The 25,867-nt window shown below is 67.3% G+C and carries 20 protein-coding genes; 5 read left to right on the top strand and 15 right to left on the bottom strand.

Annotated features, from left to right (window positions below):
• Nucleotides 1–118: 118 nt before the first annotated feature.
• The 3 genes from meaB to KIK15_RS15000 are packed head-to-tail and all read right to left on the bottom strand — an operon-like array spanning nucleotide 119 to nucleotide 5,304.
• Nucleotides 119–1,108 carry a methylmalonyl Co-A mutase-associated GTPase MeaB gene (gene meaB / locus KIK15_RS15010; protein WP_214245504.1) on the bottom strand — a complete coding sequence of 330 codons (990 nt, stop codon included), beginning with the start codon at nucleotides 1,106–1,108 and terminating at the stop codon, nucleotides 119–121.
• A gap of 15 nt (nucleotides 1,109–1,123) precedes the next feature.
• A complete protein-coding gene (gene scpA, locus KIK15_RS15005) occupies nucleotides 1,124–3,385 on the bottom strand; it encodes a methylmalonyl-CoA mutase (protein WP_374222861.1) in 2,262 nt (753 codons plus the stop codon).
• 2 nt (nucleotides 3,386–3,387) lie between these two features.
• Entirely contained in the window at nucleotides 3,388–5,304 is a 1,917-nt protein-coding gene (locus tag KIK15_RS15000) for a methylmalonyl-CoA mutase family protein (RefSeq protein WP_214245502.1), read from the bottom strand.
• A 255-nt stretch (nucleotides 5,305–5,559) separates the two neighbouring features.
• Between KIK15_RS15000 and KIK15_RS14995 the strand changes: the two genes are divergently transcribed.
• Nucleotides 5,560–6,297 carry a TVP38/TMEM64 family protein gene (locus KIK15_RS14995; RefSeq protein WP_250324689.1) on the top strand — a complete coding sequence of 246 codons (738 nt, stop codon included), beginning with the start codon at nucleotides 5,560–5,562 and terminating at the stop codon, nucleotides 6,295–6,297.
• Between the two features lie 60 nt (nucleotides 6,298–6,357).
• On the opposite strand, the gene KIK15_RS14990 is transcribed toward KIK15_RS14995, so the two are convergent.
• From KIK15_RS14990 to KIK15_RS14980, 3 genes are all read right to left on the bottom strand, one after another.
• Nucleotides 6,358–7,533, bottom strand: a complete 1,176-nt coding sequence (locus KIK15_RS14990; protein ID WP_214245501.1) for an SPFH domain-containing protein — start codon at nucleotides 7,531–7,533, stop codon at nucleotides 6,358–6,360.
• A gap of 9 nt (nucleotides 7,534–7,542) precedes the next feature.
• The gene (locus KIK15_RS14985) at nucleotides 7,543–7,971 is read right to left on the bottom strand and encodes an NfeD family protein (RefSeq protein WP_214245500.1); all 429 of its coding nucleotides are present in this window, start codon (nucleotides 7,969–7,971) and stop codon (nucleotides 7,543–7,545) included.
• 114 nt (nucleotides 7,972–8,085) lie between these two features.
• Complete coding sequence (locus KIK15_RS14980; protein WP_214245499.1) at nucleotides 8,086–8,937, bottom strand: DUF3097 family protein; 852 nt, start codon at nucleotides 8,935–8,937, stop codon at nucleotides 8,086–8,088.
• Nucleotides 8,938–9,025: 88 nt separating this feature from the next.
• On the opposite strand from KIK15_RS14980, the gene KIK15_RS14975 reads away from it, so the two are divergent.
• The gene (locus KIK15_RS14975; protein WP_214245498.1) at nucleotides 9,026–9,859 is read left to right on the top strand and encodes a hypothetical protein; all 834 of its coding nucleotides are present in this window, start codon (nucleotides 9,026–9,028) and stop codon (nucleotides 9,857–9,859) included.
• A 6-nt stretch (nucleotides 9,860–9,865) separates the two neighbouring features.
• Here the strand turns inward: KIK15_RS14975 and KIK15_RS14970 are convergent, their stop codons facing one another.
• The 8 genes from KIK15_RS14970 to KIK15_RS14935 form a co-directional block, all read right to left on the bottom strand.
• Complete coding sequence (locus KIK15_RS14970; RefSeq protein ID WP_214245497.1) at nucleotides 9,866–10,933, bottom strand: ferrochelatase; 1,068 nt, start codon at nucleotides 10,931–10,933, stop codon at nucleotides 9,866–9,868.
• On the bottom strand, nucleotides 10,930–11,760 hold the full coding sequence (gene inhA, locus KIK15_RS14965; protein WP_214245496.1) for an NADH-dependent enoyl-ACP reductase InhA: 831 nt from the start codon (nucleotides 11,758–11,760) through the stop codon (nucleotides 10,930–10,932). Before inhA ends, KIK15_RS14970 begins: the two co-directional genes overlap by 4 nt.
• Nucleotides 11,761–11,859: 99 nt before the next feature.
• Entirely contained in the window at nucleotides 11,860–12,615 is a 756-nt protein-coding gene (fabG1, locus tag KIK15_RS14960; RefSeq protein WP_214245495.1) for a 3-oxoacyl-ACP reductase FabG1, read from the bottom strand.
• Between the two features lie 75 nt (nucleotides 12,616–12,690).
• Nucleotides 12,691–13,665, bottom strand: coding sequence for a VWA domain-containing protein (locus tag KIK15_RS14955; protein WP_214245494.1), 975 nt, complete (start codon nucleotides 13,663–13,665; stop codon nucleotides 12,691–12,693).
• A gap of 6 nt (nucleotides 13,666–13,671) precedes the next feature.
• Nucleotides 13,672–14,613: a DUF58 domain-containing protein gene (locus KIK15_RS14950; RefSeq protein WP_214245493.1), complete on the bottom strand. Its 942-nt coding sequence runs from the start codon at nucleotides 14,611–14,613 to the stop codon at nucleotides 13,672–13,674.
• Nucleotides 14,600–15,760 carry an AAA family ATPase gene (locus KIK15_RS14945; RefSeq protein WP_374222868.1) on the bottom strand — a complete coding sequence of 387 codons (1,161 nt, stop codon included), beginning with the start codon at nucleotides 15,758–15,760 and terminating at the stop codon, nucleotides 14,600–14,602. Before KIK15_RS14945 ends, KIK15_RS14950 begins: the two co-directional genes overlap by 14 nt.
• 146 nt (nucleotides 15,761–15,906) lie before the next feature.
• Nucleotides 15,907–17,400, bottom strand: coding sequence for an NlpC/P60 family protein (locus tag KIK15_RS14940; RefSeq protein ID WP_214245668.1), 1,494 nt, complete (start codon nucleotides 17,398–17,400; stop codon nucleotides 15,907–15,909).
• 517 nt (nucleotides 17,401–17,917) lie between these two features.
• Nucleotides 17,918–18,547 carry a DUF6676 family protein gene (locus KIK15_RS14935; protein ID WP_214245492.1) on the bottom strand — a complete coding sequence of 210 codons (630 nt, stop codon included), beginning with the start codon at nucleotides 18,545–18,547 and terminating at the stop codon, nucleotides 17,918–17,920.
• Between the two features lie 307 nt (nucleotides 18,548–18,854).
• Between KIK15_RS14935 and acnA the strand changes: the two genes are divergently transcribed.
• From acnA to KIK15_RS14920, 3 genes are all read left to right on the top strand, one after another.
• Nucleotides 18,855–21,650, top strand: a complete 2,796-nt coding sequence (gene acnA, locus KIK15_RS14930) for an aconitate hydratase AcnA (RefSeq protein ID WP_214245491.1) — start codon at nucleotides 18,855–18,857, stop codon at nucleotides 21,648–21,650.
• Between the two features lie 221 nt (nucleotides 21,651–21,871).
• Nucleotides 21,872–22,441 carry a TetR/AcrR family transcriptional regulator gene (locus KIK15_RS14925; RefSeq protein WP_214245490.1) on the top strand — a complete coding sequence of 190 codons (570 nt, stop codon included), beginning with the start codon at nucleotides 21,872–21,874 and terminating at the stop codon, nucleotides 22,439–22,441.
• 134 nt (nucleotides 22,442–22,575) lie between these two features.
• The gene (locus tag KIK15_RS14920; RefSeq protein WP_214245489.1) at nucleotides 22,576–24,102 is read left to right on the top strand and encodes an acyl-CoA synthetase; all 1,527 of its coding nucleotides are present in this window, start codon (nucleotides 22,576–22,578) and stop codon (nucleotides 24,100–24,102) included.
• Nucleotides 24,103–24,194: 92 nt separating this feature from the next.
• Here the strand turns inward: KIK15_RS14920 and KIK15_RS14915 are convergent, their stop codons facing one another.
• On the bottom strand, nucleotides 24,195–25,826 hold the full coding sequence (locus tag KIK15_RS14915; protein ID WP_214245488.1) for an ABC-F family ATP-binding cassette domain-containing protein: 1,632 nt from the start codon (nucleotides 25,824–25,826) through the stop codon (nucleotides 24,195–24,197).
• Nucleotides 25,827–25,867: the final 41 nt, after the last annotated feature.

The raw sequence follows: 25,867 nt of genomic DNA, 5'->3' as shown, positions 1-25,867 counted from the left end.
GTGATCCGGCGTGCGTCCAGTTGACCGGGATCAGATTTCGGGGTGGTTACCGTGAGAATAAGCCGCCGTGAGCGGGTGCTCGCCGACGTAATGTCGATGACATCGGCATCGACACCACTCAGTCGCGATCGAAGATGTCGAGCACCGCCGCGGCCCCCAGCGCGGGGGTCAATTCTCCTGTGCGCACCCGCGTCTCGAGATCGGATCGCGCCGCTCGTACCTGCGGGTGGGTGTCCAGACGCTGACGCAACGCCTCGGCCACCATCGTCCACATCCAGTCGACCTGCTGGCGGCTGCGGCGTTCGGTGAACTGGCCGGCCTCGGCGAGAACCTGTTTGTGGCGGAGCACGGTCTGCCAGAACTCCTCGACACCGGTGTTCTCCAGCGCGCTCATCGTCAGCACCGGCGGCGTCCAGATGGCGTCGTGGGGGTAGAGCAGGTGGATGGCCCCGGACAGCTCGCGCGCCGCTGACCGTGCCTCCCGCTCATGTTTGCCGTCGGCCTTGTTGACCACCACGATGTCGGCCAGCTCGAGGACACCCTTCTTGATGCCCTGCAACGAATCCCCGGTGCGGGCCAGGGTCAGGAAGCAGAAACTGTCGACCATGTTGGCCACCGTGACCTCCGACTGCCCCACCCCGACAGTCTCCACGAGCACCACGTCGAACCCGGCGGCCTCCATCAGCACGATGGTCTCTCGGGTTGCGCGAGCCACCCCACCCAGCGTCCCCGAGGTCGGCGAGGGCCGGATGTAGGCGTTGGGGTGCACCGAGAGTCGACCCATCCGCGTCTTGTCACCCAGTATGGACCCGCCCGTGCGGGTGGACGACGGGTCGACGGCCAGGACGGCCACCTTGTGGCCCTGCTCGATGAGGTACATGCCCAACGCCTCGATGGTCGTCGACTTGCCCACGCCGGGTACGCCGGTGATGCCCACGCGGTAGGCACCGCCGGAGTCCGGTGTCACCGCCAACAGCAGCTCCTGAGCCGAGGCGCGGTGGTCGGCGCGGGTCGACTCGATCAGTGTGATGGCCCGGGCCAGCTGCGGACGATCATCGGCGCGGACCGCATCGGCCAGGGCGGCAGGATCGAGCGGGGGTCGAGGCATGTGGTCGCGACCGGCTCAGCCGGTGGCCGCGGTCAGCTCGTGGCCCAGATCGGCGGCCAGCTTGGTGATCAACTCCACGGCACTGTCGGCGATGACGGTGCCGGGCGGGAAGATCGCGGTGGCCCCGGCGGCGTACAGCTCGTCGAAGTCACCGGGAGGGATGACCCCACCGACGACGATCATGATGTCCGAGCGACCTACCGCGGCCAGGGCGTCGCGCAACGCAGGCACCAGTGTGAGGTGACCGGCCGCCAATGAGCTGACCCCCACTACGTGCACATCGTTGTCGGCGGCCTGGCGAGCCACCTCCTCCGGGGTCTGGAACAGCGGGCCCACATCGACGTCGAAGCCGAGGTCGGCGAACGCCGTGGCGATCACCTTCTGCCCTCGGTCGTGACCGTCCTGTCCCATCTTTGCGATGAGCACTCGCGGTCGACGCCCCTCGGCCTCGGCGAACTCGGCGACCAAGGCGGTGGCGGAGTCGATGTTGCTCACCTGCCCCGCCTCATGTCGATACACCCCGCTGATGGTCTTGATCTCGGCCTGGTGGCGTCCGTAGACCAGTTCCAGCGCCTCGGATATCTCCCCGACGGTCGCCTGGCGCCGCGCGGCCTCGATGGCCAGGGCCAGCAGGTTGTTCTCCATCCCGCCGTCGTCTGACCCGGCGGCGCGGGTCAACTGTCCCAACGCTTCGCGCACCGCCGAGTCGTCCCGGTCGGCGCGCAGGCGAGCCAACTTGTCCAACTGATCGCCGCGCACCTTGCTGTTCTCGACCTTGAGGACCTCGACCTCCTGGTCGGACTCCACCTGGTACTTGTTGACTCCGATCACAGGCTGGCGACCGGAGTCGATACGCGCCTGGGTGCGCGCGGCGGCTTCCTCGATGCGCAGCTTGGGAATGCCCTCGCTGATGGCGGCGGCCATGCCGCCCGCCTCCTCGACCTCGGCGATGTGCGCCCGCGCCCGGGTGGCCAACTGGTGGGTGAGCCATTCGACGTAGTACGAACCGCCCCAGGGGTCGATGGGGCGAGTGGTCCCAGACTCCTGCTGCAGCAACAGCTGGGTGTTGCGGGCGATGCGTGCGGAGAAGTCGGTCGGCAGCGCCAACGCCTCGTCGAGGGCGTTGGTGTGCAGCGACTGCGTGTGACCCTGGGTGGCGGCCATCGCCTCCACACAGGTTCGGGCGACGTTGTTGAACGGATCCTGCGCGGTCAGCGACCATCCCGAAGTCTGCGAATGTGTGCGCAGGGAACGAGATTTCGGGCTCTTCGGGTCGAACTGAGCGACCAGCTCACTCCAGATCAGCCGGGCCGCACGAAGTTTGGCGACCTCCATGAAGAAGTTCATCCCGATGCCCCAGAAGAAGGACAACCGCGGGGCGAAGGTGTCGATGTCGAGACCCGCGGCGATCCCGGCGCGGATGTACTCGACACCGTCGGCCAGCGTGTAGGCCAACTCGAGATCGGCTGTGGCACCTGCTTCTTGGATGTGATAGCCGGAGATCGAGATGGAGTTGAACTTCGGCATCGCGGTCGAGGTGTACTCGAAGATGTCGGAGATGATGCGCATCGACGGCTCAGGCGGATAGATGTAGGTGTTGCGCACCATGAACTCTTTGAGGATGTCGTTCTGAATAGTCCCGGCGAGCTGCTCGGGACCCACACCCTGCTCCTCGGCGGCCACCACGTACAGCGCCAGGATCGGCAACACCGCACCGTTCATGGTCATCGACACCGACACCGAACCCAGGTCGATGCCGTCGAACAGCTGCCGCATGTCGAGGATCGAGTCGATCGCCACCCCGGCCATCCCCACGTCACCCTGGACGCGAGGGTGATCGGAGTCGTAGCCGCGGTGGGTGGCCAGGTCGAAGGCCACCGACAGCCCCTTCTGACCGGCCGCGAGGTTGCGGCGATAGAAGGCGTTGGAGTCGGCGGCGGTGGAGAAGCCGGCGTACTGGCGGATGGTCCACGGCTGGTTGACATACATCGTGGGGTACGGCCCACGCAGAAACGGAGCACTGCCGGGATAGCTGTCGACGGGATGACCCTGTGCCACGGCACTGTCGCGATCGGTGGCCGCGAACACCGATGGCACGTCTATGCCTTCGGGAGTGGCCCAGGTGACCTGCTCGGTGGTGTAGCCGTTGGCTGCAGCGGCCTCGGCGATCACCGCATCGACATCGGCCCGCTCGGCGGCAGTCGCCGGAGACGAGGGTTGATCGGATGCGACCAGTGGTACGTCGGCAAGGCCGCCGGGGACGACGGGATCGGTCATGGTCATGCTCCCTGTGCGGTGGACCCGGTACTCGGGGTGGTGGCCGGCGATTGGGCGCTTGGAGGTGCGAGCAGGTCCAGGATGTCGGTGAGAGCGGCCACCGCGTCAATCCCCGAGCTGAGGAACCCGTCGGGACGGCGATCCTCGGTGAGCTCGGCGGCCACCGACGCCGACCCGGCGACCAGGACTCGTGTCACTCCGGCGGCGCGCAGTGTGGCCACTGCCTCGGTGAGCTCGTCTGCGTACCGCTTGTCGGTGCCACAGATCACCGCGACCGACGCGGCAGCAGTCTGGGCAGCGGCATTCAAATGGTCCGCAGACGATCCCGCTGCCGGTCCGGGGTCGATCGCCACGATCCCGCCTGCGGCCAGCAGGTTCGCGGTGAAGGTGGTTCGCGCGTTGTACTCGGCGATGCTGCCCAGCGGCGCGAGCAACGCCGCCGGGCGGGCGCCGGTGGCGCGCAGGTGTGTATCGGATCGGTCGCGCAAGGCCTCGAAGGCCGCAGCGTAGCGGTACAACCCAGGGTCGTCGGCCGCGGGCGACAGGGGCGCCTCGGACACGTCGGGGAACTCGCTCACCCCGGTGATCGGAACGCGCCGGTGGGCGATGTCGGAGGCGCGAGCCGAGCGCGTCGCGGCGATCGCCTCGGCGAGGCTGCCGTCGGCGAGCGCGGCCCGATGTCCGCCGGCTCGCTCCACCTGTTGCATGAACGTCCACGCAGCGGCGGCGAGGTCGTTGGTGAGTTTCTCGACGTACCAAGACCCGGCGGCCGGATCGATCACACGCCCGAGGTGTGATTCCTCGATGAGCAACAGCTGCGTGTTCTTGGCCATCCGGTCGGCGAACGTGCGCGACACCGTGATCGCCCCGGTCGGCAGGGCCGCGTCGAACGGGAGCACCGTCACCTGATCGGCTCCCCCGACGCCCGCCCCGAAGGCGCCGAGGGTGGTGCGCAACATGTTCACCCACGGATCGCGACGGGTCATCATCGCCGCTGAGGTGACCGCGTGTTGCGGGGCGTCACCGGCCCCGGGGACACCGAAGAGTTCGGCCACCCGCGCCCACACCCGCCGGGCGGCGCGGAAGGTGGCGATGGTCTCGAACTGCGCGTCGGTGGCGGCGAACCGGAACTCGATCTGGCCCAGTGCAGCGGCAGGATCGAGACCGGCGGCCATCATCGCCCGTACGTAGTCGACGCCTGCGGCCACCGCAGCACCGACCTGTTGGGCCTCGGTGGCACCTGCATCGTGGAACACTCGTCCATCGACGGTGATGGCGCGCACGGTGTCGGTCCGAGCCGCGGCCCGGATGGCCAGGCCGATTGCGGCGTCGACGGAGACCGCGGCGCGTCCGGCAAACGCCGCGGTCAACGGATCGGCTCCCAGTGCGACGCTCACCGCAGGTGCCGAGCCCTCGGGGCGGGCGTCGAGCAGGTCGAACAGGGCTCCGGCGACGACCTCGGTGTCAGACCCGACGTCAAGGGTCAGCGGGGCCAGGTCAAGCAACACCCCGTCGAGCGCGGCGGGCAGGTCGCCGGCGGGACTGGTCAGCCAGATGGCGCTGACGCCGGTGGCCAGAGAGTCGAGGATGTCGGCGTTGACCTCGGTGGCGGACTGGCCGCGTCCGCCGAAGTGGGCGGTCACATGCCAGCCACGGTTGACGTCACGAGCCGCGTCGCGACCACGGGTGAACGGGAACCGCCCGGGCAACGCCGGTTCGCCGAGCTCGTCGGTGATGTCGTAGAGCGGTTTGATGTCGATGCCGTCGTAGGTGGTGGTGGTCAGCGCAGCCGACGGTGGGGTGGGGAGGGCGGCCCCGCGACGGGACTTCTCCAACACCCCGGCCACCGCCGACTCCCAGGCCCGTCGGGCCGCAGAGCTGTCCAAGGTCGACTCGTCCGCCACCGGTGGATCTCCCATCGCTCGTCGATCCGATGCGATCGTCGTCGCTGCTCGACCGACCCGACGCGGTCGGCGAGACCACTTCGGATCGACCCGGCGACGATTCGCTGTGACCGATTGCTCGTGATCGTAGCCACCGCTGGAACCGTTTCGGTGCCTGCGAAGACACGGTGGGCACGATCTGTATCCATGACTTGTACCCCACCTCGGAATGAGACCCCCGTCACACCCGTGTGAACGCTCGGTCGGGAGGCGGGTGGCCAGTCTTCGGTAATGTCGAAAACCGTGGTCAAGGCGGTGCGGCGGTGGTGGCGGGTCCTGGCGATGATGGGCGTGTTCGCCGCCGTCGCCGTGGTGGCCGCCGTGGTGGGACTTCCTGACACCGAGCAGTTCCGTACGTGGTCGGCGTCGTTGGGCGGGTGGTTCGTGCTCGTGTTCGTCGTGGTGCACGCACTGGTCTGCATCACCCCGATCCCACGCACGATCTTCACCCTCGCCTCCGGGGTGATGTTCGGGCCGATCCTGGGCCTGGCGGTCGCGGTGGGCGCCACGATGACCGCGGCGGTTGCGGCGTTCGTCCTCGTCCGAGCGGTCGGCGGACACGCCGTAGCCGACCGCATCACTCATCCTGCCGCTCGAGCGGTGGCACGCCGCCTCGACAGACGCGGGTGGCTGGCAGTCGGTTCACTGCGAATGATCGCGCCGGTCCCGTTCTCGATCCTGAACTACCTGGCCGCGCTCTCGCCGATCCGTCTGGTGCCCTATGTGTGTGCCACCTTCGTAGGCATCCTGCCGGGCACAGTGTCGGTGGTCCTGCTCGGCAGCGTGCTCTCCGGCGGCGCCCACCCCGTCAACCTCATCATCTCAGCGGCCGGTGTCGCGCTGGGCCTCATCGGGATGGGCCTCGACGCGTGGCTGCCGGTGACCGAACCCACCGCCGGCACGACGACCGCCGATGACATCGGCGACGATGTTGCCGGCAACCAACCGGCGACCCAGACCACGACCTGACATCAGACCGACCTGCGCGCAGACCGTCGCACGACAACACCGGCGTGCGACAACATCGACCTAGGGAGCAGGCGGCGGCCAGGGCTGGTTCTGCGAGTCCTGGTCCGGGGCGTGGTCGACTCGACCGTCGGCGTGGTCGACCACCCCGTCGATCGGGCTCTGGGCCACCGCCTCAGCGTCGCCGGCGGCCTTGACGACGTGTGGATCGGACTTCAGATCGAACCAGTCCTCGGTGTCGGAGTCGTCGATGGCGACGGCATCGTCGTTGCCAGACGGTTGGTAGCGGAATACCCCGTCATCGCCTTGCTGAGCGAAGGACCTGGCAAAGCCCTGTAGAGCCGACCCGAAGTCGGACGGCACCACCCACACCGAGTTGCCCTCACCAGCAGCCATTTCCGGCAACTTCTGCAGGTACTGGTAGGCCAACAGCTCGGGGGTGGGCTTGGCTGCCTTGATGGCGGCGAACACTCGCTCGATCGACTTCGCCTCACCCTGAGCCTTGAGGTACTGCGACGCCCGATCACCTTGAGCACGCAGGATCTGTGACTGCCGTTCGGCCTCGGCAGCGAGGATGGCCGCTTGCTTGGCACCTTCGGCGGCGAGGATCTGGCTCTGCTTGTTGCCCTCGGCGGTCTTGATCGACGACTCACGCTGACCTTCGGCGGTGAGGATCATTGCGCGCTTCTCACGGTCGGCCTTCATCTGCTTCTCCATCGATTCCTGAATCGACGGCGGCGGCATGATGCTCTTCAACTCGACCCGCGCGACCCGCAGACCCCAGCGTCCGGTTGCCTCGTCGAGAACACCGCGCAGCTGCGCGTTGATCGAGTCACGCGAGGTGAGGGTCTCCTCCAGCGTCATCCCACCCACCACATTGCGCAGGGTGGTGGTGGCCAGCTGCTCCACACCGACGATGTAGTCGTTGATCTCGTAGACAGCTGCCTGCGGGACAGTCACCTGGAAGTAGACAACGGTGTCGATGGAGAGGGTGAGATTGTCCTCGGTGATCACCGGCTGCGGGGGAAACGACACCACCTGCTCGCGCAGGTCCACGCGCGCTCGGATGCGATCGACGAACGGGATGAGCAGGGTGAGTTGCCCAGACACGGTCCGCGTGAAACGGCCCAATCGTTCGATCACGGCCGCCTCGGCCTGCGGGATCAGCGCTACCGATCGGAGCAGGATCACCACCACGACAAGGGCGAGCACCACGGCGAAGATCAGCCCGATTCCCATCAATGACTCCTAGTTTCTCCACACCACAGCCGTGGCGCCGTCGATTTCCATCACCTGCACGTCCTGACCAGGTGCGAATTCGTCGCCCGGGTGCAACGACCGCGCCGACCACACCTCACCGGCGAGCCGCACCTGCCCACCCTGGCCGCTGACGAGCTCGATCACCGTCGCAGTCTTGCCCGGCAGGGCTTGCGCGTTGGTGGCCAACGCGGGCCGCTTGCTCAGCTGTCGGCGGGCGACCGGTCGCACCGTGATCAGGAGCACCACCGAGACGACGGCGAAGACGATGCCTTCGACGAGCACCGGACTGTCGGTGGCGGCCGCGGTCGCGGCCGCCGCGAACGCTCCCCCGGCCAGCATCAGCAGCACCAACTCACCGCCGAGAGCCTCAGCCCCCAACAGGATCAGCGCCACGATCAACCACACTGCCGCGGACATGGCTTCATCGTGCCAGATGCCGGGCGCGCCGGACATCCGACTGGCAAGGTCGACGTCCTGACACCATCAGTTGCGGCGCGCGGGGTCTACTCAGCGGTTGGTGTCGATGGCGGCTCACCTGCCGGAGTCGGTGTCCACTGAGGTCACGAAGTCGATGAGCTCTTCGACGCTGCGCAGCAATTCCACTCGGACATCACGGAAATCGCTCACCCGGCCGTAGATGTGGCGCCACCCGTCCTGCGGGCTGCCCCAACCCAGCCGTCGACACACACCGGCCTTCCATTCCTCCGACCGCGGCACCGTGGGCCACGCGGTGATGCCCACCCGCTCGGGTTTGACCGCTTCCCAGACATCGACGAACGGGTGACCACACACCAACACGTGCGGACCCAGTCCGGCGGTGAGTCGACTCTCCTTCGAATCGGCCACCAGGTGATCGACCAGGATCCCCGCGCGGCGGTGCGGGGCAGGGGCGAACTCGGCCATGACCTGGGCCAGGTTGTCCAGCCCGTCCAGGCTGCACACCACCACGCCCTCGGCGCGCAGGTCATCGCCCCAGATGCGTTCCACCAGAGCTGCATCGTGCACGCCCTCGACAAAGATCCGACTGGCCCGGGCGGTACGGGCACGACGCACCGGCGCCGCCACCGACCCCGACGCGGTGAGCCGTCGCGCCGGGGCGGAGACCACCGTGGGACGGGTCAGGGTGGTCGGTACGCCATCGATCAGGAATGCGGCCTCACGCATCGCGAAGATCCGCGTCCGTCCGGCACGGTCCTCGAGCCGGACGTGCTCACCGTCGTAACCCCGCTCGAAACCGACCACTGCGCCACAGAACCCAGAGACCGCGTCTTCGACCACCAGCCCACGCTCAGCCGGCACCGTCGCGGCCGCGGGGACACGTCGGCGCGCTCGGGATGCCAGTACGTCCGACCCGTATCGGTCGTCACCTCGACTCACACTCACTGTCCCGACGCTAGAGACGATCGACTCCGGGTGCGACCCGCCACGCCGACCCGTCCGGCATCGATCCCCGCGGCTATCGTGGACGGGGATGTCCGAGACCACCCAGCAGCCGTCACCGAGCGGCCTACGCGCACTGACGGCACTGTCCACCTGGGGCGCGTTATGGCGCTCGGGGTCGTGTGCGCCCGACGACGTGCTGGACTCGCTGTCGGATACCGCACTGCACCACCGGGTGGTCGCAGCCGATCACCGTGCCGCCGAGACGTTCTCGTTGGGCGGAGCGCAGGCGGGTGCGGGCGGGCTGTTGGGCGTGCTGCGGGCCTCAGATCGGCTCCGACTCGTGCTGCCCGCGCCCGGCGCCACCTACGGCATCAAGCCGTCACCTGTTCTCGACCAAGCTCTCGACGCCGGCGAGATCATGGTCATCTGGCCGCGAGACGAACTGGACGACAACGCCTTCGGCCTGTTGGCTCGTCCTGCGGGGCTCGACACGATCGTCTGGACGCTGCACGATCTCGGTGCGGTACCGCCGATTGTGGTGGACAGCCTCGCCGCCACCGAATACAGCCTGCGGGAAGGCATCCGGGACGCCGCAACCCTGTTCGCGAGCCTGGGCTCGATCGAGGTCGGGGGCCGCGACAGCGGAACTGATCTGCGGTTGAGGTTGGCGGCGCTCACGCAGCGGGCCGGGGTGGAGCTGCCCCCACAGTCGGAGGACCGCGTGGTGCGGGTGATGACGCAGGCCACCCAGGTGGCGGCGATCGTCGATCTGGTCGCCGAACGCGCGCCCACCTTCGGACTCACCTCGGCGACGCAGTCGAGCGCCGATCACGCCGCCGAGCAGCTGCGCGGGTTGGCCCGGGTGGCCCGGATGACCGCGGTCAACACCCTGCTCAGCATCGCCGACGATCTGCAGGGCTGACTCCACTCAGGCCGAGGCGGGACGCGACGGGCGTTGCGAGACACAACATCCCGGAGCGCAGCGCGTGCCGTTCTCCCGACATCCCAGGCCCGCGTCGAGGGGATCGACCCCGTCGAGCTGCGTGCGCACCGCCGAGACGATCATCGTCACGAACCGGTCGTCGGTGCCCACCGTCGCCGCGCGTTGCATCGGGGTGCCCAACCGAGTGGCCACCTCCCGGGCCTCGGTGTCGAGGTCCCAGACCACCTCGAGATGATCGGAGACGAACCCGATGGGGCAGATGACGAACGCCGGATCACCGGCGCCCGCACGGGACTCCAGATGGTCACAGATGTCTGGTTCCAGCCACGGCACCTGCGGTGGGCCCGACCGGGACTGCCACACGACGTCGTAGTCGGACACCCCCACTGCCGAAGCCACTGCTGCCGATGCCTTCTCGACCTGCTTGCTGTACAGGTGGCCGCCGAGTTCCGGGGGTCCGGCGGCGGCGTCGGCCGCCACCGGGATGGAGTGGGCGGTGAACACCAGTCGCGCACGGTCGCGAACGTCATCGGGTAGCTGTGCGATGGCGGTGGTGACCGCGTCCGCGCAGGCGCCCACCATCTCGGGCCGGTCCCAGTACTGCGGGAGCTTGCGCAGGGTCATCACGTCCGATTGCGCACCGACGCGGGCGTTGAGCGCGTCCAAAGCCCGTCGGATGTCGTCGTGGTACTGCCCACATCCGGAGAATCCGCCCCAGGCCGAGGTCGGGAAGACCAGTACCCGGCGGTGCCCGTCGTCGTACATCTTCCCCAGCGTGTCCTCGATCATCGGATGCCAGTTGCGGTTTCCGAAATAGACCGGCAGGTCGATCGATTCGGCCGACAGCGCGGCCTTCAGCCGTTCGATGATGTCGAGGTTGAGCTCGTTGATCGGTGAGACACCGCCGAAGTGAAAGTAGTGCTCGGCCACCGATTCCAGCCGCTCACGCGGGATCCCACGGCCGCGGGTGACGTTCTCCAGAAACGGCATCACATCATCAGGTCCGTTGGGTCCGCCGAAGGACAGGTACAGCAGGGCGTCGAACGAACTCATGACTGCCCGTCCTCGGGAAACCACGTGTTGTGGCTCGCGCCGCCGTCGACGTAGATGATCGAACCGGTGGTGGCGGGAAGCCAATCGGAGAGCACCGCGCAGATCGACTTGGCGACCGCAGAGGGATCATCGACATCCCAGCCGATGGGCGAGGCACCGTCCCAGTACTCGTTGAGCTGATCGAGCTTCTTGGCGTCGTCGGTGGCGGTGCCCGCAATCGCCTTGGCGGCCAACGTCTTGATGGGCCCGGCGGCGACGAGGTTGGAGCGCACCCGCTTGGCCGCACCCACCTCGCGGGCCACGTAGCGGTTCACCGATTCCAGCGCGGCCTTGGCCACACCCATCCAGTTGTAGTACGGCATCGCGGTGCGCGGGTCGAAGTCCATGCCCACGATCGAGCCACCCTCGTTCATCACCGGCAGTACCGCGCGGGCCAGTGCCGCATAGCTCCACGCCGACACCTGAAAGGCCTGTGCCGCATCGGGTCCTGGGCCGTCGAGGAACGGTTTGGCGTCGGGTCCCATCAGTGTGCGCGGCGCGAACGCGATGGAGTGCAGCACACCGTCGATACCCTCGGGCGCCACCTCGCGCAGCCGGTCGGCCAGGGTCGCCAGATGCTCCTCGTCGGTGGCGTCGAGCTCGATGGCCGGGCCGACCTCTTTGGGCAGCCGTTGGGCGATGCGGTCGATGAGGCGCAGGCGATCGAATCCGGTGATGATCACCCGGGCACCCTGTTCCTGTGCCATCGCAGCGGCATGGAAGGCGATGGACGAGTCGGTGATGATGCCGGTGACAAGGATGGTCTTGCCCTCGAGCAGTCCACTCACGATGATCTCCTAGCGGTGGGTCGGGTTGGGGCGTGGCGAGCTGGGATGAAGCGATGCGCCACAGAACATCTCAGAGTCAGTCCGTGGCGCACGGGCGGGTCAGTGACCCATGCCGAGGCCGCCGTCGACCGGGATGACCGCCCCCGACACGTAGGCCGAGTCGTCGGAGGCCAGCCAACTCACCACGGCAGCCACGTCCTCGGGGGTACCGATGCGTTGGGCGGGAATGAGTTTGAGCGCTTGATCGCGGTAGTCGTCGGGCAGGGCCGCGGTCATGTCGGTGTCGATGTAACCGGGGGCGACCACGTTGGCGGTGATCGAGCGCGAACCGAGCTCGCGGGTCAACGAACGCGCCATGCCGATCAGTCCCGCCTTGGACGAGGCGTAGTTGATCTGGCCGGGCGTGCCCATGGTGGCCACCACCGAACCGAGGAATATGAAGCGCCCGAACCGCTTTCGCAACATCGAGCGACACGCCGCCTTGGCCACCCGGAACGAACCGGTGAGGTTGGCGTCGAGGACCGCGCTGAACTGTTCCTCGGTCATCCGCATCAACAGGGTGTCGGCGGTGGTCCCGGCGTTGGCCACCAGCACCTCGACGGGACCCTGGTGCGCCTCCACCTCGGCGAAGGCTGCGGTGATGGACTCACTGTCGGTCACGTCGCACACCACACCGAACAGTCCGTCGGGTACGCCTGAACCGCGGTGGGTGACCGCGACCCGATGACCGTCGGAGGCCAGCCGCCGGGCGATGGCCAGTCCGATGCCGCGATTGCCTCCCGTCACCAGGACCGACCGTGCGGTGCGACCGTCGGAGGTGGTCGACGCGTCGGTCGACGAGGTGGTGTCTGCCATGGCGGTCAACTTATCGTTCGACGAGCCGGGGAGGACAATCGCATCCACCTACCGCCGCCTCGGCGCCGGGGAACCTCACGGAAGGCGCCGGTTCATCGCGATCGCACCCGCGGCGGCGATCACCACCAGGATGGTCCCGGCCACGACCCAGGGTCGGGAGTTGTCCCCGCGGCGGGTCTCGAAACCGATCTGCTTCTGCAGCGTGTCGTAGACCTTGGTCAGCTCGTCGAGGCTGCTCGCGGTGAAGAAGTCTCCGCCGGACAGCGACGCGATGCGCCGCAACGAGTCGTCGTCGACCGGGACCGGGATGCGATCGCCCTCGAGATCGACGGTGCCGGTTCGGGTTCCGAAGGAGATGGTGCTGACCGGGATCTTCTCCTCCTTGGCCTTACGTGCTGCGGTGAAGGCCCCGCGGGGATCGTTGGGGTCGTCGGGCACGGTCTCCTTGCCGTCGGACTCCAGCACGATGCGCGCCGGTGGTGCCCCCTTGTCGCCACCAAGCACCCCGTTGAGGGTCTTGATCTGCTGGATGGCGGCGAAGATGCCTTCGCCGGTGGCCGTCTTGTCGTCGAGCTGCAGCTTGTCCACCGCGTCCTTGGTGGCACTGCGGTCCGGCGTCGGCGAGACCAGGGTGGTCGCGGTCCCCGCGAACGAGATGAGCCCGAGGTTGATGCCGTCGGTCAACTCGTCGGCGAACTTCTTTGCGGCCACCTGAGCCGCCTTGATACGACTCGGGGCCACATCGGTGGCGTTCATCGAGCGCGACACGTCGATCACCAAGATCACCGTCGCCTTGTTGCGTGGAATCCGCCGGTCGGCCTGTGGACCGGCCAGTGCGATCGTCAACAGGATCAACCCGACCAGCAGCAGCGCGATCGGGGCGTGACGGAGCCGATTGGTCTGCTTGGGCACCACCCGGTCGAGAACGTCAAGGTTGGCGAATTGCACCGCCCGGGAGTGTCGACGGCGCTGCATGATCACGTAACCCGCGGCCAGTCCGACGACCACCAGCCCCAGCAGCAACCACCACGGTGTCGCGAGTCCGAACATCTGCCCTCAGCTCCCGGTCCCGGCGCCCAGTCCGCGCCGTCGACGAACCACGAACCGCACCATGTCGGAGATCCAATCGCGATCGGTGCGCAATCCCAGAACGGGTGCGCCACAACGACGCAGCGTGCGCTGCACCTCGGCCTGGTGAGCTGTGGCGGCGCGGGCGAAATCGTCGCGCACACGCTCGGTGACGGTCACCTCGCGGACCGCGCCGCTCTCGGCGTCGCGCAACACGATCTCGCCCACCGCGGGTAGTTCCAGGTCGCGCGGGTCGAGCACCTCGATCGCGAGCACCTCGTGGTGTCCGGCCACCGCGCGCATCGGGCGCTCCCAGTCGATGGGCCCGAGGAAGTCGCTGACCACGACAGCCAACCCGCGCCGGCGTTCGGGCCGACGAAGGGCGTCGATCCCGGCGTTGAGGTCGCCGCGCACACCGTCCTGCGAGCGCGACGTGCTCGCGATCTCCTTGAGCATGCTCAGCGCGTGGGCGCGTCCGCTGCGCGCCGGTATGCGGACCACCGCGTCGCCGGTGGTGACCACCGCCCCGATCCGGTTGCCCCCTCCGACGGTCAGATGCGTGACCGCCGCGCACGCCGCGACCGCGAGATCACGTTTGGTGTGCGAGACGGTGCCGAAATCCAAGCTCCCCGACATGTCCACGACCAACCAGGTCTCGAGTTCGCGGTCGGCGATCATCTGTCGAACGTGCGGCTGGGTGGTGCGCGCGGTCACCGACCAGTCCATCCGGCGGACATCGTCGCCGGGCTGATAGGTGCGGGCCTCGCCTGGTTCGGACCCCGGTCCCGGGATCAGTCCCAGGTGGTTGCCCTGTAGCACCCCGTCGAGCTTGCGGCGGACGGTGATCTCGAGAGTCTTCAACGCCGCGGTCAAGGTCGGGTCGTCGAGACTTCCCGCACCGAACGACGGCAACCTGTCAGCGTCGACCATCGCGTGCGTCCGGCGCGCCGTACACCGGCTGACCGTAGGCGGGTGCACCGTTGGGACTCTGCGGTGTCGCGGGGGTCGACGGTGCCGACGTGATGGCCTGACCACTCACCTGCGGGAGGCCGACGGTCTGCAGCACACGATTGATCACATGGTCGGCGTCGATCTCATCGGCCAGAGCGTCGTAGCTGAGCACCAGCCGGTGGCGCAGCACGTCGGGGATGATCTCCACGACGTCCTGCGGGATGACGTAATCGCGCCCCCGGATCAAGGCCATGGCACGAGCTGCGGCGATGATGCCCAGGGTGGCGCGCGGTGACGCCCCGTAGGCCAGCCACCCGGCCACGTCGGTCATGCCCAACGCACCGGGGGTGCGGGTGGCGGTGATGACCCGCACCACGTAGTCGACCAGCGCGTGATGGACGAAGACGGTGGAGGCGACCTTCTGCAGGCGCACCGTCGCTTCGGGATCGAGGATCTGACCAGCGGTGGGCGGTGTGGTGCCCATCCGGTAGACGATCTCACGCTCCTCCTCGACTGTCGGGTATCCGACCAGCACCTTGAACAGGAATCGGTCGCGCTGCGCCTCGGGCAGCGGGTAGACGCCCTCGTTCTCGATGGGGTTCTGGGTGGCCATGACCAGGAACGGGTCAGGCATCGGATAGGTGACGCCGCCGATGGACAGGTGCCGCTCTGCCATCACCTCGAGCAGCGCCGACTGCACCTTCGCCGGGGCACGGTTGATCTCGTCGGCGAGCAGGAAGTTGGCCACGACAGGTCCGAGTTCGGTGTCGAACTCCTCCTTGCCCTGTCGATAGATCCGGGTTCCGATGAGGTCGGTGGGCACCAGGTCAGGGGTGAACTGCACACGCGAGAAGCTGCCCCCGATGACCCGGGCGAACGTCTCGACGGCCAGGGTCTTCGCGACACCGGGAACACCCTCGAGCAGGATGTGACCACGGGCGAGGAGTCCGATGAGGATTCGTTCGATCAGCTGATCCTGACCGACGATGACCTTCTTGACCTCGAACATGGTGCGTTCGAGCAGTTTGACGTCGGAATCGCTCAGCGCTGCTGCCGTGGCGGAGCCACCAGCGGTACCCGTGGCGGAGCCACCAGCGGCTGCCGAGGTCGAGCCACCCGAACCCAGGGTGCTTCCGTCGTACGTGGCTGCCACGCGAGATCCTCTCCGAAGTGCTTGCCCCGCCGGGTGAGGCAGGTCTTTCGATCGAGAGTAGCCGTATCGCGCTGCGGCAACCGGTCGGCAGTCGGCGACCAGTGGCCTCTTTGGGGCGGCTATCCGGTCAGACGGACGACGTAGGGCATCGCACCGGAGGTACGCAGCGGCGAGATCTTCACGACGTCGCCGGACTGCGGCGCCTCGACCATCTGGTTGTTGCCCAGGTACAGCGCGACGTGCTCACTGGCGTTGGGCCCGTAGAAGATCATGTCGCCCCGCTGCATCTGTGACAGGGGGACCTGCGGGCCCGAGGTGTACTGATATCCGGTGTAGTGCGGCAGCGAGATTCCGATGCCCGCGAACGCGAACATCATCAGCCCGGAGCAGTCGAACCCGACCTTGTTGTAGTCGCCGTAGCTGTCGGCGACGCCGCCGTCACGGATGCCCTTGGTCGGCCCGTTGCCGTTGCCGCCGCCCCATGCATAGGTGACGCCCAGCTGCGACAAGGCGCGGTTGACCACCGTCTCCACTGCGGCCGGTCCGGTCGCACCCGGGGTGACGGCGGTGGGACCGCCGGATCCACCCGCTGGGGGGGCCGCGGCGGCTGCGGCACCGTCGAGGTCGGTGTGCTGTCCCTGCAGGGAGGCCACCACGTCGGCGAGCAGCTTCTGGGCCGCGTCGGTGGCGAGCTTGGCTGCGGCGGCTGCGGCGACCTGGAACGCCGACTGTGCGGCGGTGGTGATCGCCTGGGCGATGCCGTCGGTGGGGGCGGCGGCCGGGATGCGACCAGGAATCGCCGGAGCGCCCACCGGTGCGGGGGCGACGGGCGCCTGAGGTGCGGGGGCGACGGGCGCCTGAGGTGCAGCTGCGGCCGGCGCCGAGGCCTGATTGCGGGCCGCTGCAGCCTGGGCGCGCAGCGCGTCGAGCCGCTTCTGCGCGGCGTCACGCGCCGCGATCAGCGAGCTCCGCCGGGCCGCCTCGGTGCGCGCTGCCGTCGTGGCTGCGGTGATGGCCGCGATCGCTGCGTCCTTGTGTTTCTGCGCGTTCGCCGCAGCCGAGGCCGCCTGCTTCTTGGTGACGGTGGCGGTGGCGAGGCGGTTGGCCTTGTCGTTGCGCGCGGTCTTGAGTCGTTGGATGGTGGCGCGCTGATCGCGGGTCAGTCGGTCGATGATCCCGGCTCGGTCCAGGACCGCCGACGGATCTGCCGACGAGAGGTAGGTGGCCATCGAGGCCGGGTTGCTGCCCTGGCGGTACAGGCTGCGCACGAAGTCGTCGAAGCCGCGCTGGGCGACGGAGATGGCTGCGGTGGCTCGGGTCACGGCGTCCTGGGAACCCTTGACCGCGAGCGTGGCCAGGCGTTGCTGGTCGCGTGCATTCTGTAGATCCACCAGCGATCGGTTGACCGATTCCCGCTTGATGGCGACGTCGGCGTCGAGGTCGGCCAGACGCTGGTCGGTGTCGGCGATCTGATTGATCAGGGCGGCCAGGCCCGACTGCGGCGCCGGGTCCGGCGCACCCACCACCACTCCGGTCCCGAGTCCCAGCAGGGTTCCTGCCGTGACGAGCGACAACGTCACCGCTGCGGTCACCCGGACGGCGCGCGCGACCATCCGGTCTGACGCGGTGACCAGCCGGTGTCGGGGACGCGCAGCGTCGAGTCGATGACGACCCGCGGAACTGGATGCCGACCGGGTGCGACCCGACCGGGCAACAGCGGCGTGTGATCGGCGGTGGTGACCGCCGGATGCCTGACGTCGCCTCACAGATTGACTCCCTCGTATGGCTGGCGTGCGGCTCGCATACAGCGATCAGCGGCTCCGGTCCGTCCCGCGAGCGGATCGGAGTCGTTGATCATCGAGCTGAAAAAGGTGTCACTGGAGGTGTCAACTTCCCCATCGACACCACCGATGACATGTCGAACCGTACGCCACAATCGCCCCCGTGGAAACATGAGTCACAAATTACAAACGTGTGATTACCTGCGGAAATGCGGTGAACTGCGGGTCTGTGCCGACTTTGGGCGGGAACTACACGACGGGTATTTGTTGCAGATCGCTGACCGACGATGTGACAACGCAGATCACCGCGCACCGCGGACCGGCACCAACGGGGTCGAGCAGCAAGCGGCTAGCTCGGATCGGCCTCGGGGCCGGTCCCCTCACCGCGCGGTGCGCTCGACGCGTTGGTGTCGGTCACCGCCGACCTCCGCCGCGTGCCACGCAGTCGCGCACCCACCGCGCCCAGCACCACCACCAGGATCAGACCCAGCGTGACCACGGTCCAGGGCACCTGTGTCTGTTCGGTCATCCGGTCGAGCATCTGGTTCGCCGACAGCGTCGGGTTGTGGTTGGCGACCCGGTCCTGAGCCTGCTCGAGCTGCACGCGGGAGAAATCGTCGGAGGCGGTGCCCAGCGTGCTGGGACTGAAGACGATGACGGTGCCACCGGTCTTGTGCTGCAGTGCCGTGGCGATGTCGCGCAGATAGGTGAATTTGTCCTGGTCTTGTTCGAGCACGACGAAATACATGTCGTGCCCCTTGGCCTGGGCCTTCTTGCTGACCGCCACCAGGCCGGGAACATCGGCAGCCGGTGCGGACACCCGATCGTCGGCGAGGTCACGCTCGATGTCGGACAGGCTGATGTCGGCGGGGATGATGGTGGGCATACCCAGCACTCCCCCCGGTGACTGCGCGGCTCCGACGGGCAGGGCGAACAGTCCGGCCGGTACCTGTGCGCAGTCGTTCACCATCGGGGCCATCGTCGCGCACCTTTCCCATCGACCACGGCGGGCCGATCCGGCCACACCAACAGGCTCATCGAGCCCCCATCACAGGGCACAGTACGACACAATCGAGGCGTGGACCCGCTGCCATCCCCGTTGTGCGGGGTTCACGAATTCGCGGCACGCCGTCCTGGGTGTTCCCACTAGCAGTACGCGCGTACTGCTAGAGTGGTCGTCGTGCGTCCGACAGCCTCGGACGCCTGCGGATCAGTGTCGGCGCACCCTCGCCGACCGGGAGGTCGGCCCCGCCCCGCCGACGACACAGCAAGAGTGGAGTGGTTGCGTGAGCTCGTCAGTAGATTCATTCGGTGCCAAGGGAACCCTGCAGGTCGGCGGGAACTCCTACGAGATCTTCCGGATCAATGCGGTCGAGGGCACCGACCGCCTTCCCTACTCGCTGAAGGTGCTGGCCGAGAACCTGTTGCGCACCGAGGACGGCGCCAACATCACCGCCGACCACATTCGCGCGATCGCCGGCTGGGATCCCTCGGCCGAGCCGAGCATCGAGATCCAGTTCACCCCGGCACGTGTGATCATGCAGGACTTCACCGGTGTGCCCTGCATCGTCGACCTCGCCACCATGCGCGAAGCCGTCAAGGAGCTCGGCGGCGACCCGGACAAGGTGAACCCGCTGGCGCCGGCCGAGATGGTCATCGACCACTCCGTGATCATCGAGGCCTTCGGCAACGCCCAAGCCTTCGAGCGCAACGTCGAGATCGAGTACCAGCGCAACGAGGAGCGCTACCAGTTCCTGCGCTGGGGCCAGGGCGCGTTCGACGACTTCAAGGTCGTCCCCCCGGGCACCGGCATCGTGCACCAGGTCAACATCGAGCACCTGGCTCGCTCGATCATGGTCCGCCCCAATTCCGAGGGCGCAGTCCAGGCCTACCCCGACACCTGCGTCGGCACCGACTCGCACACCACCATGCAGAACGGTCTAGGCGTCCTGGGCTGGGGCGTCGGCGGTATCGAGGCCGAGGCGGCCATGCTCGGTCAGCCGATCTCGATGCTCATCCCCCGCGTCGTCGGCTTCAAACTCTCGGGCGAGACCAAGCCGGGCGTCACCGCCACCGACGTGGTGCTCACCATCACCGAGATGCTGCGCAAGCACGGCGTGGTCGGCAAGTTCGTCGAGTTCTACGGCAAGGGTGTGGCCGCGGTGCCGCTGGCCAACCGCGCGACCATCGGCAACATGAGCCCCGAGTTCGGCTCCACCTGCGCGATGTTCCCGATCGACTCCGAGACGGTGAAGTACCTGCGACTCACCGGTCGCACCGAAGAGCAGCTCGCGCTGGTCGAGGCCTACGCCAAGGAGCAGGGTTTGTGGCACGACGGCGAGCACGAGCCGGAGTTCTCCGAGTACCTCGAGCTCGACCTGGCCACGGTGGTGCCCTCGATCGCCGGACCCAAGCGCCCGCAGGACCGCATCGAACTGTGGGACTCGAAGAACGCGTTCCGCAAGGACATCCACAACTACGTCGACGACGAGGGCTCGGCACCGGCCGCCGCCGCTTCGACCGGCGGGTCCGGGTCGGCAACCCTCTCCTGGGCCGATGACGACTCGATCCCCAACGCCGCCAAGGGGTCTCAGGGCCGTCCGTCCAAGCCGGTGCTGGTGGAGTCTGCCGAGCGCGGCACGATGGTCCTCGACCACGGCATCGTGTCGATCGCGTCGATCACCAGCTGCACCAACACCTCCAACCCGTCGGTGATGCTCGGTGCCGCACTTCTCGCCCGCAACGCCGTCGAGAAGGGGCTCACCTCCAAGCCGTGGGTGAAGACGTCGATGGCTCCGGGTTCGCAGGTCGTGACGGGCTACTACGAGAAGGCCGGCCTGTGGCCGTATCTGGAGAAGCTCGGCTTCTTTCTGGTCGGCTACGGCTGCACGACGTGCATCGGCAACTCGGGCCCGCTGCCTGAGGAGATCTCCAAGGCGATCAACGAGCACGATCTGACGGCCACCGCGGTGCTCTCGGGCAACCGCAACTTCGAGGGCCGGATCAATCCGGATGTGAAGATGAACTACCTCGCCTCGCCACCGTTGGTCATCGCCTACGCTCTGGCCGGCACCATGGACTTCGATTTCGAGACCGACCCCCTGGGGACCGATACCGACGGAAACCCCGTGTACCTCAAGGACATCTGGCCCTCGGGTGAGGAGATCGAGAAGACGATCGCCGAGTCCATCTCGCCGGAGCAGTACGCGGCCGACTACGCCGATGTCTTCAAGGGCGATGCCCGGTGGCAGAACCTTGCGACGCCCGACGGCAAGACCTTCGACTGGGATCCGAAATCGACCTATGTGCGCAAGCCCCCGTACTTCGAGGGCATGCAGATCGAGCCGTCTCCGGTCAGCGACATCGCAGGTGCTCGCGTGCTGGCAAAACTCGGCGACTCGGTCACCACCGACCACATCTCGCCGGCCTCGACGATCAAGCCGGGTACCCCGGCGGCTCAGTACCTCGACGCCAACGGTGTTGCCCGCAAGGACTACAACTCGTTGGGTGCCCGCCGCGGCAACCACGAGGTGATGATCCGCTCGACCTTCGGCAACATTCGGCTCCAGAACCAGCTGCTCGACGGGGTCACCGGTGGCTACACCCGCGACTTCACCCAGGATGGCGGCCCGCAGTCGTTCATCTACGACGCGGCTCAGAACTATGCCGCTGCGGGCACTCCGCTGGTCGTGCTCGGCGGCAAGGAGTACGGCACCGGGTCGTCGCGCGACTGGGCGGCCAAGGGCACCAGCCTGCTGGGTGTCAAGGCGGTCATCACCGAGAGCTTCGAGCGCATCCACCGCTCCAACCTCATCGGGATGGGGGTCATCCCGCTGCAGTTCCCCGAGGGTGAGTCGCACAAGTCCCTGGGTCTCGACGGCACCGAGACCTTCGACATCACCGGCATCGAGGCGCTGAACTCCGGCACCACCCCCGAGACGGTGCACGTGAAGGCGACCAAGACCGACGGTGGCGTCGTGGAGTTCGATGCGACGGTGCGCATCGACACCCCCGGCGAGGCCGACTACTACCGCAACGGCGGCATCCTGCAGTACGTGCTGCGCAACATGATCAAGCCCTGATCACATCGCGCTGACGTCCACCCCGGTGGTCCGGAGCCCCGGACTGCCGGGGTGCGTCGTATCTACGCCGATGGCGTCGCGTCCACAGCGATGACCCCCAGAGCCGATCACCCCGAACACCGATCACCCAGCCGGATCGGCGGTGTAGCGATCACGTTCGAGCGGCACCATCAGGCGGCCCGAACCTGGCCGCTCCGACCACAGCGAAAGAGGTGACCCGCGTGCCCAAGGTCAGCGAAGATCACCTGGCGGCGCGTCGGCGGGAGATCCTCGACGGTGCCCGACGCTGTTTTGCCGAGTTCGGGTACGACGGAGCCACCGTGCGGCGTATCGAGGAGGCCACCGAGCTCTCCCGCGGGGCGATCTTCCACCATTTTCGGGACAAGGAAGCCCTGTTCCTCGCCCTGGCCCACGAAGACGCCGAACGGATGGCCGACGTAGTGGCCGAGCAGGGTCTGGTGCAGGTGATGCGCGACATGCTCGATCACCCCGATCAGTACGACTGGCTGGGCACCCGACTGGAGATCGCGCGCAAACTGCGCACCGATCCCGACTTCCGCGCCGAATGGATGGCGCGTTCTCGTGAGCTCGACGAGGCCACCCTGGCTCGGCTGGAACGGCAGCGCAGCGCAGGGCGACTCCGTGACGACATCCCCACCGAGGTGATCGTCGCCTACCTCGACCTCGTCCTGGACGGACTCATCACGCGGCTGGCCACCGGTCACCACGGCCGTGAGCTACATGCAGTACTGGATCTGGTCGAGGAGTCCGTGCGTCGTCCACGGCCGTGAGCTGGGCTTTGTGCATCGTTACCGAACCAAAGAACCATCTCTCTCGATTTGTTCCATAGGTTCGATTACCCTTTCGTGACGTAGGTCGCACGGCACCCGCCGTGTGGACGCGCTCACCGACCGAAAGGCCATCGATGTTCCCAGGAGTGTTCGCGGCAACGACGCCCGACAAGCCCGCTGCCGTCCTACCCGCACTCGGGCAGACCCTCACCTACCGCGAACTCGACGAGCGATCGATCCGACTGTCGAACCACCTCTACGACCTCGGCCTGCGCCGCGGTGACTGCATCGCTCTGGCGGCCACCAACGACCTGCGCGTGTTCGAGGTCTATTGGGCCGCATTGCGTTCCGGGCTCTACGTCACCCCGGTGAACTACAACCTCACCGCCGACGAGGCCAACTTCATCATCAGCGACTGCGGCGCCCAGGTGCTGTTCGCCTCCAGCACGGTCGCCACGGCAGTCGCCGACAGCGCGACGATCCCGGGCCTCACCCACCGGATCGCCTGGGGCGATGGCATCGAGGGGTTCGAGAGCTACGACGAGGTGCTGGCCGCGGCATCGACCACACCGCTGGCCGAACAGCCACGGGGACACGACATGCTCTATTCCTCGGGTACCACCGGACGCCCCAAGGGGATTCGACCGCCGCTGCCCCAGGGCGAGGTGGACAAGATCCCCGACATCTACACCGCGATCTTCGCCCCGATGTACGGCTTCGACGCCAGCAGCGTCTACCTCTCCCCCGCTCCGCTGTATCACGCTGCACCGCTGAGGTATTCGGGGATGGTGCAGTCGGTTGGCGGCACCGTGGTGGTGATGGACAAGTTCGATCCCGAGGGCGCCCTGAAGCTGATCGACGAGTACAAGGTGACCCACAGCCAGTGGGTGCCCACCATGTTCGTGCGCATGCTCAAGCTGCCGGCTGAGGTACGCGAAAAGTACGACGTGTCCTCGATGAAGGCCGCCATACACGCCGCGGCACCATGCCCGGTGCACGTCAAGCGAGCGATGATCGACTGGTGGGGTCCGGTCATCGAGGAGTACTACTCCTCGACCGAGGCCGTCGGCGGCACGTTCATCAACAGCGCAGATTCGCTGAGCCACCCGGGCTCGGTGGGCAAGCCCCTGCTCGGCGTCATCCACATCTGTGACGACGACGGCAACGAGTTGCCCGTCGGGGAGACCGGGACGGTGTACTTCGAGCGAGAGGCGCAGGTCTTCGAGTATCACAACGATCCTGAGAAGACCAAGGCCGCAGCACATCCCGACCATCCGCTGTGGGCCACCACCGGCGACGTAGGCCACGTCGACGACGAGGGATTCCTCTACCTCACCGACCGCAAAGCGTTCATGATCATCTCCGGCGGGGTGAACATCTATCCGCAGGAGGCCGAGAACGTCTTGATCGCACACCCCGCCGTGTTCGACGTCGCCGTCATCGGGGTGCCCAACGAAGAGTTCGGCGAAGAGGTGAAGGCGTGCGTTCAGCTCGACGCGGGATACTCGCCATCAGACGAACTGATCGCCGAGCTGGACGCCTTCGCCCGTAAGTCGTTGGCCGGCTACAAGGTTCCGCGCTCCTACGACTTCGTCGACGAGCTGCCCCGCACCCCAACCGGCAAGCTGGTCAAGGGCACACTGGTGGCCGCCTACCGCTGACCACACTCATCTCCGCCAGGAGAACAGATTCAAGCGAGCTCGATGAGCACTGCAACACCCCCGAGGAGCTCATCTCCGCCAGGAGAACAGATTCAAGCGAGCTCGATGAGCTCCTGATACTCATCTGACCAGTGGTCCTCGGTGCCGTCCGGCAGCAGGATCACCCGTTCGGGTTCCAGCGCCGCAGCCGCTCCGGGGTCGTGGGTCACCAAGACCACGGCCCCGGAGTAGGTTCGCAGTGCGTCGAGGACCTGCTCGCGAGAGATCGGGTCGAGGTTGTTGGTCGGCTCGTCGAGCAGCAGCACGTTGGCCGCCGAGGACACCAGACCCGCCAGCGCCAGCCGCGTCTTCTCACCACCGGACAGCGTCCCGGCCGGCTGTTCGAGCTGCGGGCCGGTGAACATGAACGCACCGAGCAACCCACGCAAGTCCTGCTCACCGGCATCCGGCGCGGCGTGCCGGATGTTCTCCCACACCGAGGCCTGATCGTCGAGGGTGTCGTGTTCCTGGGCGAAATACCCGATCTTGAGGCCGTGGCCGGGTTCCAGCGTGCCGGTGTCGGGCTTCTCCACCCCCGCCAGCAGACGCAACAGTGTGGTCTTGCCCGCACCGTTGAGGCCGAGGATCACCACCCGCGAGCCCTTGTCGATGGCGAGGTCGACGCCGGTGAAGATCTCCAGAGACCCGTACATCTTGGTCAGGTTGGTGGCCATCAGCGGGGTTTTTCCGCAGGCGGCGGGCTCGGGGAATCGGATCTTGGCGGTCCGGTCGGCCACCCGTTCGTCGTCGAGCTCAGCCATCATCTTCTCGGCCCGCTTCAACATGTTCTGGGCAGCAACCGCTTTGGTGGCCTTCGCGCCCATCTTCGCCGCCTGCACCCGCAGCGCGCCCGCCTTTTTCTCGGCGTTGGCCCGTTCCCGCTTACGGCGTTGTTCGTCGGTGGCGCGGGCGTCGAGGTACTTCTTCCACGTCATGTTGTAGACGTCGACCTCGCTGCGCACAGCGTCGAGGAACCACACCCGGTTCACCACGTCAGCCAGTAGCTCGACGTCGTGGCTGATGACCACCAGCCCACCATCGTGGTTGAGCAGGAAGCTACGCAGCCACGAGATCGAGTCGGCGTCGAGATGGTTGGTCGGCTCATCGAGCAGTAGCGTCGTGTTCGACTTTCCACCGCTGCCGTCAGACGCCGCGAACAAGATGCGCGCCAACTCGATCCGACGCCGCTGTCCACCCGATAGCGTGCGCAGTGGCTGCTCGAGTACCCGATCAGGCAGGCTCAGGCTGTTGCAGATGCGCGCCGCCTCCGACTCGGCCACATATCCACCCAGCGCCGAGAACCGGTCCTCGAGCTGCCCGTAGCGGTTGACGGCCTTGTCGCGGGCGGTCTCGTCGACCACTTCGGCCATGATCGCCTGCTGCTTCTCCAAGTCACGCATCAACGTGTCGAGCCCTCGCGCCGAGAGCACCCGGTCGCGGGCGAGCACGCTCAGATCCCCTTCGCGGGGGTCCTGCGGCAGATATCCGATCTCGCCGGTATGGGTGACCGTGCCACCGTAGGGTTCACCCTCACCGGCCAGGATCCGCAGCGTTGTCGTCTTGCCCGCGCCGTTGCGTCCCACCAGCCCGATCCGGTCGCCGGGCTGGATGCGCAGCCCCGACCCGGGGACGTTGAGGAGCGTACGGACGCCCGCGCGTACCTCCAGGTCGGTTGCCGTGATCACGACGGTAAAGACTACGCGCTCGCAGATGCGATCCCCGACCA

The organism is Williamsia sp. CHRR-6 (genome assembly GCF_018474015.1).
In the GTDB taxonomy this organism is placed as follows: Bacteria; Actinomycetota; Actinomycetes; order Mycobacteriales; family Mycobacteriaceae; genus Williamsia_A.
The sequence above is the reverse complement of the archived record's forward strand: the minus strand, read 5'-3'. Positions and strand labels throughout refer to the sequence as shown.